The organism is Propioniciclava soli (assembly GCF_014858005.1).
Taxonomy (GTDB): domain Bacteria; phylum Actinomycetota; class Actinomycetes; order Propionibacteriales; family Propionibacteriaceae; genus Propioniciclava; species Propioniciclava soli.
In genome coordinates this window covers 421,185-434,128 of the sequence record NZ_JACYOT010000004.1, presented here as the reverse complement: position 1 = coordinate 434,128, position 12,944 = coordinate 421,185, and the positions used below count along the sequence as shown (strand labels likewise).

Annotated in this window: 13 protein-coding genes; 4 read left to right on the top strand and 9 right to left on the bottom strand. The window is 72.2% G+C overall.

Features of this window, described 5'->3' with window-relative positions; translation table 11 throughout:
• Positions 1-248 precede the first annotated feature (248 nt).
• Together priA and IFY26_RS04710 are read right to left on the bottom strand one after the other, a co-directional pair.
• Positions 249-974, bottom strand: coding sequence for a bifunctional 1-(5-phosphoribosyl)-5-((5-phosphoribosylamino)methylideneamino)imidazole-4-carboxamide isomerase/phosphoribosylanthranilate isomerase PriA (gene priA / locus IFY26_RS04715; protein WP_232547834.1), 726 nt, complete (start codon positions 972-974; stop codon positions 249-251).
• A gap of 213 nt (positions 975-1,187) precedes the next feature.
• Positions 1,188-3,272 carry a catalase gene (locus tag IFY26_RS04710; RefSeq protein WP_269779065.1) on the bottom strand — a complete coding sequence of 695 codons (2,085 nt, stop codon included), beginning with the start codon at positions 3,270-3,272 and terminating at the stop codon, positions 1,188-1,190.
• A gap of 202 nt (positions 3,273-3,474) precedes the next feature.
• On the opposite strand from IFY26_RS04710, the gene IFY26_RS04705 reads away from it, so the two are divergent.
• Entirely contained in the window at positions 3,475-3,735 is a 261-nt protein-coding gene (locus IFY26_RS04705; protein WP_232547833.1) for a hypothetical protein, read from the top strand.
• Here the strand turns inward: IFY26_RS04705 and IFY26_RS04700 are convergent.
• The 5 genes from IFY26_RS04700 to hisD all read right to left on the bottom strand — a co-directional run bounded on the left by IFY26_RS04700 (position 3,675) and on the right by hisD (position 8,209).
• Positions 3,675-4,130, bottom strand: coding sequence for a hypothetical protein (locus IFY26_RS04700; protein ID WP_232547832.1), 456 nt, complete (start codon positions 4,128-4,130; stop codon positions 3,675-3,677). The genes IFY26_RS04705 and IFY26_RS04700 overlap by 61 nt on opposite strands.
• A gap of 428 nt (positions 4,131-4,558) precedes the next feature.
• Complete coding sequence (hisH, locus tag IFY26_RS04695; protein WP_232547831.1) at positions 4,559-5,179, bottom strand: imidazole glycerol phosphate synthase subunit HisH; 621 nt, start codon at positions 5,177-5,179, stop codon at positions 4,559-4,561.
• Positions 5,176-5,787: an imidazoleglycerol-phosphate dehydratase HisB gene (hisB, locus tag IFY26_RS04690; protein ID WP_269779064.1), complete on the bottom strand. Its 612-nt coding sequence runs from the start codon at positions 5,785-5,787 to the stop codon at positions 5,176-5,178. Before hisB ends, hisH begins: the two co-directional genes overlap by 4 nt.
• Positions 5,787-6,905, bottom strand: coding sequence for a histidinol-phosphate transaminase (locus tag IFY26_RS04685; RefSeq protein WP_232547829.1), 1,119 nt, complete (start codon positions 6,903-6,905; stop codon positions 5,787-5,789). Before IFY26_RS04685 ends, hisB begins: the two co-directional genes overlap by 1 nt.
• Positions 6,902-8,209 (bottom strand): histidinol dehydrogenase, encoded by a 1,308-nt coding sequence (gene hisD / locus IFY26_RS04680; RefSeq protein WP_232547920.1) that lies wholly within the window; start codon positions 8,207-8,209, stop codon positions 6,902-6,904. The genes IFY26_RS04685 and hisD overlap by 4 nt, the downstream gene beginning before the upstream one ends.
• A gap of 24 nt (positions 8,210-8,233) precedes the next feature.
• Between hisD and IFY26_RS04675 the strand changes: the two genes are divergently transcribed.
• The 3 genes from IFY26_RS04675 (at position 8,234) to IFY26_RS04665 (ending at position 10,828) form a co-directional block, all read left to right on the top strand.
• A complete protein-coding gene (locus tag IFY26_RS04675; RefSeq protein WP_232547828.1) occupies positions 8,234-8,974 on the top strand; it encodes a DUF554 domain-containing protein in 741 nt (246 codons plus the stop codon).
• A gap of 39 nt (positions 8,975-9,013) precedes the next feature.
• Positions 9,014-9,523: a Cys-tRNA(Pro) deacylase gene (gene ybaK / locus IFY26_RS04670; RefSeq protein ID WP_232547827.1), complete on the top strand. Its 510-nt coding sequence runs from the start codon at positions 9,014-9,016 to the stop codon at positions 9,521-9,523.
• 108 nt (positions 9,524-9,631) lie between these two features.
• A complete protein-coding gene (locus tag IFY26_RS04665) occupies positions 9,632-10,828 on the top strand; it encodes a calcium/sodium antiporter (RefSeq protein WP_232547826.1) in 1,197 nt (398 codons plus the stop codon).
• A gap of 127 nt (positions 10,829-10,955) precedes the next feature.
• Here IFY26_RS04665 and IFY26_RS04660 read toward each other — a convergent pair whose 3' ends face one another.
• Complete coding sequence (locus IFY26_RS04660; protein WP_232547825.1) at positions 10,956-12,383, bottom strand: CYTH and CHAD domain-containing protein; 1,428 nt, start codon at positions 12,381-12,383, stop codon at positions 10,956-10,958.
• Complete coding sequence (locus IFY26_RS04655; protein ID WP_232547824.1) at positions 12,383-12,937, bottom strand: hypothetical protein; 555 nt, start codon at positions 12,935-12,937, stop codon at positions 12,383-12,385. The genes IFY26_RS04660 and IFY26_RS04655 overlap by 1 nt, the downstream gene beginning before the upstream one ends.
• Positions 12,938-12,944 lie beyond the last annotated feature (7 nt).

The following is a 12,944-nucleotide window of genomic DNA, read 5'->3' as shown; positions in this document are numbered from 1 at the left end:
CGGCAGGGTCGTGGGTTTGGGATGGGGCGGCGACGCGTCCGACAGGGACGCGACGCGTCCGACAGGGAGGCGAGGCGTGCGACAGGGAGGCGACGCGTGCGACAGGGAGGCGACGCGTCCGACAGGGACGCGACACCAGCGGAAGGGAGGCGCCCCCCGGGGGCAGGCAGGCGACGCCAGCGCCAGAGGGGCGACGCGGGGCACCCCAGCGGGAGACCACTCCCGGATGGCAGCGAGGAGTCAGGACCTCAGTCGCCGGCGACAACCAGGGCGTCGGTGAGGGTGAAGTTGCCGACGTAGAGCGCCGTGCCGATGATCGCACCGGTGATGCCAAGCGGCACCAGCTCCCGGAGTGCCCGGAGGTCATCGAGCTGGGCGATGCCGCCCGACGCGATGACCTCGGCGCCGGTGCGAGCCGCGACCTGCTGCAGGAGATCGATGTTCGGGCCGGTGAGCATGCCGTCCGAGGCCACGTCGGTCACCACGAAGGTGGAACAGCCGGCGGCCGTCAGCTCGTCCACGGCCTGCGCCCAGTCTCCCCCCTCACGCACCCAGCCGCGCGCCGCCAGCTTGGTGCCCTTCACGTCGATCGCAATGCCGATCCGGTCGCCGTGCTCGCCGATGATCTTGGCGCACCACTCCGGGTTCTCCAGCGCCGCGGTGCCGATGTTGACCCGGCGGCAGCCGGTGGCCAACGTACGCTCGAGGGAGGCGTCGTCACGAATGCCACCCGACAGCTCCACGTTCAGCTCCATCGCGGCGGTGATCTCGGCGATGACGTCCGCATTCGAGCCGCGTCCGAAGGCCGCGTCCAGGTCGACGAGGTGCAGCCACTCGGCGCCGGCGTCCTGCCAGCGGCGGGCGGCGGCCAGCGGATCCCCGAAGGTCTTCTCCGACCCGGCGATGCCCTGGGTGAGCTGGACGGCCTGGCCGGACTGGACGTCGACGGCGGGCAGCAAGGTGAGCGACTTCACCTGAGGCAGGTTACCGGCTGGCCCCGGTTTCCGGCCGGACCGCCCGCCTCGCCGCCGACTCGGCAGACAGAGCAGCGCTCTCGGCAAACAGAATCACCAGCTCGGCAAACAGAGTCACCGGACGCGCTGGCGAACTGATCCGCGAACGGATCAGTTCGCCAGCGACCGATGCGCACTCTCCCACCCCGCGGTCAGCGGAGAGGAGAACCACCGTCAGGGCTTGACGTCGCGATCCCAGAACCGCAGCTCGCCGCAGCGGGTGAGGAACGTCTCGGCGGCGCCGGCGTCCAGCGGCAGGACGCCGTCGTCCGGGTCCACACCCGCGGCCACCAGCAGCGGGCCGGCGTCCGCCCCCAGGCCGATGAACTTGCGGTGGGCGAAGGCGTCCGCGACGAAGTCCCGGGCCGTGGAACGGCCGACCAGCTGCGTGGCGCCGTCGGCGCTGGGCAGGAGCGCCACCGCGTCGAACAGCACCGACGGGCCGCCGTCGACGGCGTGGTCGGCCGTCACGGGGGTGCCGTCACTCAGCGTGATCGGGCCACGCGTGGGGGCGATGAGCTCCACGGTGGCGCCCGCCGCGGTGAAGGCGTCCCGCACCGCGGCGACCACGGCCCCGTCGGCGCCCTTGGTCAGCAGGATGCCGAGCTTGCGGCCCGCGAACGACTCCGGACCGTTCTTCAGGATGCTCAGCGCGTCCGAGGCCGGCAGGTCGGTGCGGGGCTCCAGCGCGGCGTCGGCCGGCTCGGGCAGCTCCATGCCCAGACCGTCGGCCACACCCTGGGCCAGATCGGGGTGCACGTTGCGCAGGTGGGCGACGATGCGCTCGCGCACCGACTCCTCGTCGCACTTGCTGAGCTCGAAGGTGTAGGCGTTGACGATGTGCTCCTGCTCGACGTCGGTCTGGGAGATCCAGAACTGCCGAGCCTGGCTGTAGTGGTCGGCGAAGGTCTCCGAGCGCTCGCGCACCGTGGCCCCCTCGAGCGGGGTCGCGTGCGAGGTGAAGCCGGACGCCGCGTCCGCACGGGGGCCGCGCTCGGCCCCGGACCAGCCGTTGGGCTCGTAGTTGGCCCGACCGACCGGCACATGGCCCTGCATGTGACCGTCGCGCTGGAAGTGCGCGACCGGGCACCGCGGCGCGTTCACCGGGAGCTGGGTGAAGTTCGTGCTCCCCAGCCGCGAGAGCTGCGTGTCGAGGTAGGAGAAGTTGCGGCCCTGCAGCAGCGGATCCTCGCTGAAGTCGATGCCGGGCGGCACGTTGCCGGTGTGGAAGGCCACCTGCTCGGTCTCGGCGAAGTCGTTGTCGACGACCCGGTCGAGCGTGAGGCGTCCGACGATGCGCACCGGCACCTGCTCCTCGGGGATGAGCTTCGTCGCGTCGAGCACGTCGAACTCGAAGCTGTCGGCGAACTCCTCGTCGAACAGCTGGACACCAAGATCCCAGCTGGGGAAGTCACCGGAGGTGATGGCGTCCCAGAGGTCGCGGCGGTGGAAGTCCGGGTCGGCGCCGTTGATCTTCACGGCCTCGTTCCAGACCACCGACTGCAGACCCTGGACGGGCTTCCAGTGGAACTTCACGAACGTCGCCTTGCCGCTGGCATCCAGGAAGCGGAACGTGTGGACGCCGAAGCCCTCCATGAACCGGAACGACCGCGGGATGGCGCGATCCGACATCTGCCACAGCGTCATGTGAATGGCCTCGGGCATCCAGGAGACGAAGTCCCAGAAGTTGTCGTGGGCCGACTGCGCCTGCGGGAACGCGCGGTCGGGTGCCTCCTTGACCGCGTGGACGAGGTCGGGGAACTTGATGGCGTCCTGGATGAAGAAGACCGGGATGTTGTTGCCGACGATGTCCCAGTTGCCCTGCCGGGTGTAGAGCTTCACAGCGAAACCGCGGACGTCGCGCGCCAGGTCGAACGATCCCTTGGCACCGGCCACGGTGGAGAACCGCACGAACGCCTCGGTTTCGCGCCCGACCTCCGCGAAGATGTCGGCCGTCGTCACGTCCGCGAGGCTCTCGGTGGTCGTGAACGTGCCGTGGGCGCCGTAGCCCCGGGCGTGGACGACGCGCTCCGGGATGCGCTCGTGGTCGAAGTGGAAGATCTTCTCCCGCATCGCCATGTCCTCGAGCAGCGTCGGACCGCGGCGGCCCGCGCGCAACGAGTTCTGGTTGTCGGAGACCGGAATGCCCTGGGCCGTGGTCAGCGCAACTTCGCCCCGCACCTCTTGGTGGAGTTCGCCCCCGGTGCCACGGGTGCCGGCCGCGCCGGCGTCGTCGTGCTGCTGCTGCTGCTCTGCCATGGTGAAACCCTCTCGCTGTCGGATGGTGCCGCTGTCGGATGGTGCCGCTGTCGGTTGGTCATGACGCTACGCGCCCGGCAGGCCGTCCAACAGGCGTCCGCCGCAGTCGTACCCCAAAGGGTGCCTTCAGACGCCGCCGCCCCCACCGCCGGACGCGCTGCGCGGTGCCGTGGCGCACCCTGCTGACAGGTGGCGCACCTCGATGACACGTGGCGCAGTGCAGCTCGCCGGCCTGCATGATCTTGAGCGTCACAGGGAAGGTGGCCGCCTGGCCGGAAGCGCCCGAAGCGCCGGAAGCGAGCGGACCGGCGCCACGGTCGCGGCGCTGAGCGCGCAGGAGGCCACCGACATCGAGGTGAACGACTTCGCGTCCCACCCCGACGTGCTGGAGCTGGGACGGTCTCAGTCCGGGCTGCTGGCGTTGATCCCGCTCACGGTCGCGATGACCTCCTCGCGCGCCTGAGCCGTCACGGGCGTCCCATCGAAGTGCAGCACCAGAGGATCGATCCGGTGCCCGTCAGGTCCGAGTGAGTCGGCGTACCGGCGTGCTTGGTCCACGTCGTCGAACTTCAGCAGGGTGAGGTACTCGTTGCCCACCGCCTGAACGCAGTCGACTGGTGCGGCACAGACCTGCGCGGTGCGATCCTCGGTGTCGAGGTACGGCCAATCGGGGTTGGGCTCGCTGTTCACGAACTCTGCCACTAGGTCGAGCTTGCCCCGATTCGAGGCGTCCGACCACGTCACCAGCGCGGAGGACAACCGGACGATGCCGAATCCGCCCACCATGATGACCGCCACCAGGGCGAGGGGCAACACCCAACGCCGCTTCGGATGCTGACCCAGCTGCTCCTCAGACACGTATCGGCCCACTCGTCAGTTCCCGTTGCATCGGTGGTCTGAGACGTTCGTCCTGTTCCAGACGCCGCATGGACTCGTGAGTCGCGGAATCCAAGGCCTGTTCGCAGGGATGCGCCCCGCACTGGGTCCGGTCCGGACAACGAAAGCCGCGGTAGGAGCAGGGAATGAGGCAAGGGAACTGGGGGCCAGTGTGAGGACGCCGGCCGGACGGGCTGGGCGGAGTCCGGACATGGTGTCTCCTGTGCATCGTGCGCGAAGTGAACGTTGGGGGGCAAGGCGGATCGAATGCTACGCCCTCTGAGGAAAGTCCCGCGCCCTTCGAAAGTCTGGATCCTCTTCTCATCCCTCGGTGCCTACCGCAGGTCTTCTCGGGAAAGGTGTGGAGGCCCCTTGGGCGGGCAGCGGAACGCCGGGGGCCAGGACGTGACTCAGAGCGTCGCGAGCCAGTTGCGCAGCAGGGCGGCCCCGGCGGCACCCGACTTCTCCGGGTGGAACTGGGTGGAGCTCAGTGCGCCGTGCTCCACCGCCGCGACGAACCGGTCTCCGCCGTGCTCGGCCCAGGTCACCGCGACATCGTCTGGCCAGCCCGACACGGACGCGGCACGCACGCCGTAGCTGTGCACGAAGTAGAACCGCTCCGCCGCGATCCCGGCGAACAACGCCGACCCGCCGGGGGGCGACACCGTGTTCCAGCCCATGTGCGGCAACCGGGTGGACGCCAGCGCCTCCACGACGCCGGGCAGGACGCCGACGCCGTCGGCCTCCACCCCGTGTTCGACCCCGCGCGCGAACATCACCTGGTGCCCCACGCAGATGCCCAGCACGGGGCGTCCGGACGCCAACCGCTCGCGAATGACGCGGGGGCCGTCCACCGCCCGCAGGCCCGCCACGCATGCGGCGAACGCCCCGACCCCGGGCACGACGAGCCCGTCGGCGTCCCGGCAGACGTCGGCGTCCGCCGTCAGCACCACGTCGGCACCCGCCGCCGTCAGCGCCCGCGTCGCCGAGTGCAGGTTGCCCGACCCGTAGTCGAGCACCGCCACCCTCACAGGGCGCCCTTCGTGGAGGGCACGACACCCTCGATGCGTGGGTCGGGCTCGATCGCGAACCGCAGCGCTCGGGCCAGGGCCTTGAACTGCGCCTCGACGATGTGGTGGGGGTCGCGTCCGCACACCAGCTCCAGGTGCACGCACAGCCCCGCGTTCAACGCCAGGGACTCCACGACGTGCCGGGTCATCGACCCCGCGTACGGGACGCCCGAGCCGCCGATCAGCGCGTACACCTGCCCCTCCGGCTCACCGGTGCACACGACGTACGGACGCCCCGCCACGTCCACGACGCAGCGGGCGAGCGCCTCGTCCAGCGGCACCAGCGCATCGGCGAAGCGGCGGATGCCCTTCTTGTCCCCCAGCGCCTCGCGCAGCGCCTGGCCGATCACGATGGCCGTGTCCTCCACCACGTGGTGCCCGTCGATGTGGACATCGCCGACGGCGTCCACCGTCAGGTCGATCAGCGAGTGCTTCGCCAGCGCCGTCAGCATGTGGTCGTAGAACCCCACACCGGTGCTGATCGTCGACGCCCCCGTCCCGTCGAGGTCCAGCTCGACGGTGATCGTGGATTCGCTGGTGGATCGCTCGATGCGCGCGGTGCGCCCCATCACTGCTCCGTTCTCGGCGCGTCGACCCGGGCCAACGCGGCGTGGAAGGCTGCCATCTCCTCCGGCGTCCCGGCGCTCACGCGCAGGAACCCGGCCGGGCCAGTCTCCCGCACGAGGACGCCTGCGTCGAGCAACTGCTGCCACGCGAGATGGCGGTCGGCCCACCGTCCGACGAGTACGAAGTTCGCGTCGGACTCCACCACCTCGTAGCCCAGCTCCGGCAGCGTCCGCAGCAGCGCGTCGCGCTCGTCACGCAGGTCGGCGACGCGCGCGAGCATCTCGTCGGCGTGCCGCAGGGCCACGGACGCCACCGCCTGGGTCTGGGCCGAGAGATGGTAGGGCAAGCGAATGATGCGGCAGGCGTCCACCACCGCGGGGTGCGCGGCGAGGTAGCCGAGGCGTCCGCCGGCGAACGCGAACGCCTTGCTCATCGTGCGGCTGACGATGAGGTTGCCGTGCTCGGCCAACAGCGTCAGCGCGGTGGCCTCCGGTGTTGAGCTGAACTCCTGGTAGGCCTCGTCGATCACCACCAGCGCGTCGGTGCCGGCGAGCACCTCCTCGATCACCGCCAGCGGGGTCGAGGTGCCGGTCGGGTTGTTCGGCGTGGTGATGAGCACGACGGTGGGCGCGTGCGCGGCGACGGCGTCCAACACGGTGGCCGCGTCGAGGGAGAAATCGGCCCGGCGCGGCACCGTGACGTAGTCGGTGTGGGTGTTGCGGGCGTACTCGGGGTACATCGAGTAGGTCGGCGTGAACGTGAGCAGGCGGCGTCCGGGGCCGCCGAACGCGCCGAGCACGTGTGTCATCACCTCGTTGGAGCCGTTGGCCGCCCAGACGTGGTCCGGCGTCAGGCCGTGGCCGAGGTAGGCCGCGAGCTGGGCGCGCAGGCCGCGAAACTCCCGGTCGGGGTAGCGGTTGAAGGACGCCGCCACCACGGCCTCGGCCATCTCCGCGGCCACGGCCGGCGAGGGCGGATAGGGGTTCTCGTTGACGTTGAGGCAGACGGGGACGTCGAGCTGCGGCGCGCCGTAGGGCTCCTCCCCCACCAGCTCCGGGCGCAGCGGCAGGTCGGCCAGGGTGAGGACGGGTTGGGTGAGATCGGCCCGAGCGAGATTCACCACCGGTCCCCCCGCGGCTCCTCGGTGCGGATCGTGATGGCCGCGCGGTGGCCGGGAAGGTGCTCGGCCGTGGCGAAGGCCGCCACCGTGGGCCCCACCTCGCGCAGCGCCGCCTCGTCGTAGTGGATGAGGTGCACGGTCTTCGTGAACGAACGCACCGTCAGGCCCGAGCTGTGGCGTGCCGCGCCCGCGGTCGGCAACACGTGGGTGGAGCCGGCGGAGTAGTCCCCGAGCGGCACCGGCGACCACGGCCCCACGAAGATCGCCCCCGCGTTGCGGACGCGGTGGGCCACGGCGTAGGCGTCCCGGGTGTGGATCTCGAGGTGCTCGGCGGCGTAGGCGTCCACCACCGCCAATCCCTGCTCGAGGTCGTCGGTCAGCACGATGGCTGACTGCGGGCCGGTGAGCGCGGTCTCGATGCGTTCGGTGTTGGCCAGCGCCCTGACCTGCCCGGCGAGCAGCGCGTTCACCGACGCCGCCAGCTCGGGTGAGTCCGTGACGAGGACCGATCCGGCCAGGGGGTCGTGCTCGGCCTGGCTGATGAGGTCGGCGGCGACGAACGCCGGGTCGGCCGAATCGTCGGCCAGCACGGCGATCTCGGTGGGGCCGGCCTCGGAGTCGATGCCCACCACCCCGCGCAGCAGCCGCTTCGCGGCGACGACGTAGATGTTCCCGGGGCCGGTCACCAGGTCGACCGGCGCGCACAGCCCGTCCACGCCGTGGGCGAACAGGGCGATCGCCTGCGCGCCACCGACGGCGTACACCTCCTCGACGCCGAGCAGGTGGCACAGCCCGAGGATCGACGGGTGCGGCCAGCCGCCGTGCTCGGCGCTCGGCGGGGACGCCACGGCCAGGCTCTCGACGCCGGCCACCTGGGCCGGCACCACATTCATCAACACGCTGGACGCCAACGGCGCGAGCCCGCCGGGCACGTACAACCCGACGCGCGCGACCGGGACCGTCTTGGTCTCCACCACGGCCCCGGGGGCGACCTTGGCCGAGGTCAGCGGCGCGGCGCCCTCGGTCTCGGCGACGGCCCGGCGGCGGCGGATCGACTCGACGAACGCGGCTCGGACGTCGGCGTCCAGCTCGTCGGCGCACCGTTCCAGCACGTCGGCCGGCACACGGAACGAGGGCGGCGTCACGCGGTCGAACCGCTCGGAGAACTCGGCGAGGGCGTCCGCACCGCGCTCGGCGACGGCGTCACAGATGGGCCGGACGACGGCGACGGCGTGCTCGACGTCGACGGCACCGCGGGGCACCACGGTGCGGTAGTCGGGGGACGTGCCTCGGACGTCGATCATGCGCAGTTCCACGAACGTGATTGTATGGGCGCCATGTTCATCGGCTTCGGCACGGTCGCGAACGTGGTCACGGTCGCCGTCGGCGCCCTGCTGGGGCTGGTGGTGGGGCACCGCATCCCCGAGCGCACCCGGACCACGGTCACCGACGTGCTCGGGCTCGTGACGATCGTGCTCGGCGTCCAGTCGGCCCTCACGGTCGCCTCCCCGGCGCTGGCCGCCGAGGTCGGGTCCGCCGGCGTCCTGATCGTGCTGGGATCTCTGCTGCTGGGCGCCCTGACCGGCTCGACCCTGCGCATTGAGGACCGGCTGGAGGCGGTGGCCGACCGGTTGCGCACCCGCTTCGCCGCCGAGGAGGACGCCGGCACCTTCGTTGCCGCCGTGGTCACGCCGACGCTGCTGTTCTGCGTCGGGCCCCTGACCATCCTGGGATCGCTGTCGGACGGTCTCGGCCGCGGGGCCGACCAGTTGCTCGTCAAGGCCGTGCTGGACGGCTTCGCCGCGATCGCGTTGGCGACCACGCTGGGCTGGGGCGTCCTGCTCTCGGCAGTGGCGGTTGGCGTCATTCAGGGCGCGCTGACCCTGGCGGGCTTCTGGTTCGGCGACCTGTTCACCGCCGGTCAGATCGACGCGCTCACCGCGACGGGCGGCGTGATCCTCCTCGGGCTCGGGCTGCGGCTGCTCCGCATCCGGCAGATCCCCGTCGGAGACCTGCTCCCCGCGCTCGTGTTCGCCCCGCTGCTGGTCGCCCTCGTGGCCGCACTCTGAACCTGGGCGGACGCCCCGCGCGCGGCTAGGGTCGAACGCGTGAGCCGCACCAGCCCCTCTTCGCACACCCCGCCAACCGGCGGTACACCCGCCACCGAGGCCCTGACGGCTGCCGGGGTCGCGTTCACCGCGGTGGCCTACACCCACCACGACGACGCCACCGACTTCGGGGCCGAGGTGATCCGCGAGACCGGCCGCGACCCCGAGCAGGTGTTCAAGACCCTCGTCGTCGCCACCGGGCCGCGCAGCCTGGCCGTGGGTGTGGTCCCGGTGTCGGGACGCCTCGACCTGAAGGCCCTCGCGTCGGCGCTCGGGGTGAAGAAGGTGGAGCTGGCCCCGCCCGCGGCGGCCGAGCGGAGTTCCGGCTACGTGGTAGGCGGCGTCTCCCCCCTCGGCCAGCGGACGCCCCTGCCCACCGTGATCGACGAGACCGCCCAGCTCTTCGACACCGTGCTCGTCTCCGGCGGCAAGCGCGGGCTGCAGGTCGAACTGGCGCCGGACGATCTCGCCGCCGTCACCGGGGCCACCTTCGCCCCCATCGCGCGCTGACGCCCGCTCACGCCACCTCGCACTGACCACCACGCACTGAACACCGCACACTGAGCCATCACCGGTGCGTCGGGGGACGCGCCGCGGCCCCGGCCCTAAGCTGCGCGGGTGAACGTCCTCGACATCGTGCGCGTCATCGGTGGTCTGGTGTTGCTCGTGGGCGGCGGTGAGGCCCTCGTGCGTGGCGCGTCCGCGCTGGCCACCCGTCTCGGGCTGTCTCCCCTCGTGGTCGGCCTGACGGTCGTCTCCGTGGCCACGTCCGCCCCCGAGCTGGCGGTCACCCTGGGCGCCGTGCTCCGGGGAGAGCCGGAGATCGCGGTCGGCAACGTGGTGGGCAGCAACATCGCCAACGTACTGCTGGTGCTGGGAATCACCGCGGCCGTCGGGTCGGTGCTCGTCAAGCGCGACATGCTTCGCTTCGACCTACCGTTCCTCGCCGGGCTCAGCATCCTCGTCCTGGTCTTCAGCGTGGACGGCCGGGTCGGCCCCGTCGAAGGCACCTTGCTGCTCGTGCTGTTCGTGGGCCACATGGCGTGGTCGGTGTGGCGCGGCCGGCGGGCAGGCCACGACGGAGCGGACCTCAACGGGGCAGCTCAGGACGGGGCAGCTCAGGACGGGGCAGCTCAGGACGGGGCAGCTCAAGACGCTCCCGATCCGGACACCTCGGGCCCCCGCCCGTCCGCCCTGGTCGCGGCGCTCCTCGTGGCGGCCGGGGTGGGGCTGCTCGTGCTCGGCGCCAACTTCTTGGTGGACGGCGCGACCGCCATCGCCACGGCCTTCGGGGTCAGCCAGCTCGTCATCGGCCTCACGGTGGTCGCGGTCGGCACCTCGCTGCCGGAGCTGGCGGCGTCCGTCATCGCGGTGCGTCGCGGCGAACGCGACATCGCGTTCGGCAACGTCGTCGGCTCCAACATCGCCAACATCGGCCTGGTGCTCGGCCTGCCCTCGCTGCTGAGCGGCGGCATCGGCGTCCCCGAGAGCGCCGTGGCGTTCGACATTCCGGTGATGGTGGCCGTGGCCCTGTTGTTGCTGCCGGTGGCGTTCACGGGTTCGCTGATCCACCGCTCCGAGGGGTTTCTGTTCGCCGGGTTCTACGTGGCGTACACCGTGTACGTCCTGCTGCTGGCCACCGACCACGACGCCCTGCGCGGCTTCACCATCACGATGGTGGCCTACGTGCTGCCGATGTTCGGCATCCTCCTGGCGGGCCACGTCCTGCTGGATCTCTGGGACCGCCGCCACCCCGCCCCGTCACCCCCCGAGGCCCACCATGACAGAAGCCGGCCCGGGGCACCCCCGGGGTGAGCCCCTCCGCGCGGCCCCCGAGTCGGCATTTGGACCCGAGGAAATGGTGCCATGGCGCCATTTCCTCGGGTCCAAATGCCAACAGGGGGGGCAGAGCGACCCAGCGAAGTTGCGAAAGCGGGGGCCCTCAGCGGGTGGGGGTGAGCGCTGCGTCCAGCGCTGCCCGGCCCTCGGCGAGAGCGGCCGTGCGCCGGTCGGTCTGGATGTCGGCCAGCACCGCCCAGTCTTCGGTGGCGTCGGTGGCGTCGGCCAGTTCCTCGATCAGTTCCGCGGCCACCACGGCGTCCTGCAACGTGCCGAACGCCTCGGTGACGGCCTCCCACCGCGCGGCCCGCGCGGAGCCGTCCGACCCCAACACCTCAGCCAGCGCCTCGGTGCAATAGCGCACGGCCTTGGCCGCCTTGCGCACCCGGTGCCACCGCTCGAGCTCCCCTGGTCTGCGCCGGGCCTTCTGTGCCAGCCGCTCGGTGCGTGCCTCGGCCGCCTCGAGGCCGGCGAGCAGGTCGGACGCCGGCCCCGCCGCCCGCGCGTCCAGCGGCGGCTCCGCCAGCAGGAGCGCCAGGGCGGCCCGCAGCGCGCGAGCCCGCCGCGTGTCCCAGGCCGCGACCAGCGCGGCGTGGCCCCAGCGGTGACGATCGGCAAGGTGCCCCAGCACCGCGCTCCGCACCCCGTCCGCCACCGTGCCAGGGCCCAGTTCGGCGAACAGGTCGCCGAACTCCTCGGCCAGCACCTCGGCGTCCCGGGGCTCACCCAGCAACGCGGCGAGCCAGCGCAGTTCCTCGCGCAGCGGCTCGGTGCGTTCGGCGTCCCAGAACGGGGCGAACGTGGTCAGCAAGCTGCGCAGCCGCCGCGTCGCGACGCGCGCCTTGTGCACCGCGTCGGGGGCGTCGACCCGGACGCCGGCGTCCATCGCCTGCAGCATGCCCACCTGCCGGCCCGCATAGTCGAGCAGCGCGGCCGCCGCGCTCCCCTCGGTGGGGGTCGGCCGGGTCGCGAGGATGCGGCTCGCCTTGGACGCGTGCGCCGCCGGCCGGGCCCCCTCGGCCAGCATCGCCGCCGTCACCTCACTCAGCAGGGCCGGATCCGCGCCCGTCACGAGCTCCACCTCGAGCTCGCGCCACGTCTCGGTGCGGGCACCGGCGCGGGCGGTCACCCGGTCGAGGGCCACCAGCGCCCGCGGCACCCCGTCGACCACCAGCGGCGTCTCGGTGCGCTCCGTACGCACGGTGGCCAGCGGCACCAGCGGCGCCGCGCCGATGATCGGGGACGCCTCCGCGCGCAGCGCGGCGGGCAGCTCATCGGCCAGCGGGAGGCGCAGCTCGAGGCGTCCCGGCTCGGACCCGCGGGGTCGCTTGAGGTGCCACCCCTCGTCCGACCCGCCCTCGCGCCGGCGCAGCGACCAGCCGGCGGCGGCGAGGGCATGCTCGGGCGTGTCGAGGTAGGTCGCCGTCAGCGTGAACGTGCGCGGCTCGCCCCAGGTGCCCACCGTGGCCAGCGAGGGGGTGAAGCCGGGGTCAATCTCGAACTTCTGCTCGATCTCGGCCTCGCGCTCCATCACGCCTCCTCGACCACCGGCTCGGACGCCCCCGCCTCGACCGCCTGGCGACGCCGCCGCGTCCGCTCGCCGACCTCCGGCCCCAGGGCGGAGGCGAACAGGCAGACAGCCACGGCGGAGAACGGCCACAGGGCGAGGGCGGAGAGGGCGTGCAACCGCAGGGCGACGGGCACCGCCTCGCCGGCGGTGGCGGCGGCCATCCGCGCCGCGAACGGGGTGGGGCCGAGGGTCTCCCCCACCAGCCAACAGGTCACGGCCGCGATGGCGGCGGCACCCACGGCGACGAACGCCACGGGCCAGCCCCACTGCCGCAGGCTGGCCCATACCCCGACCCCCAGGCCCAGCCCGCCCACCACCGCGAGCACGGAAAACCACCAGTCAGCCGAGGCAACCTGCGCCATGGCACGCTCGGCGATCGTGGCCTGGCCGTCGGCCCCCACCACGAACGCCGGCAGCTGCGTGAGCGCCACCCAGAGAAGCGCGGCCAGGGCGCCGACGAGCAACGCCACGGCCACCACGAGGCCGACGCGGTTCACGAGTTGGCGTCCACCCACGGGGTTG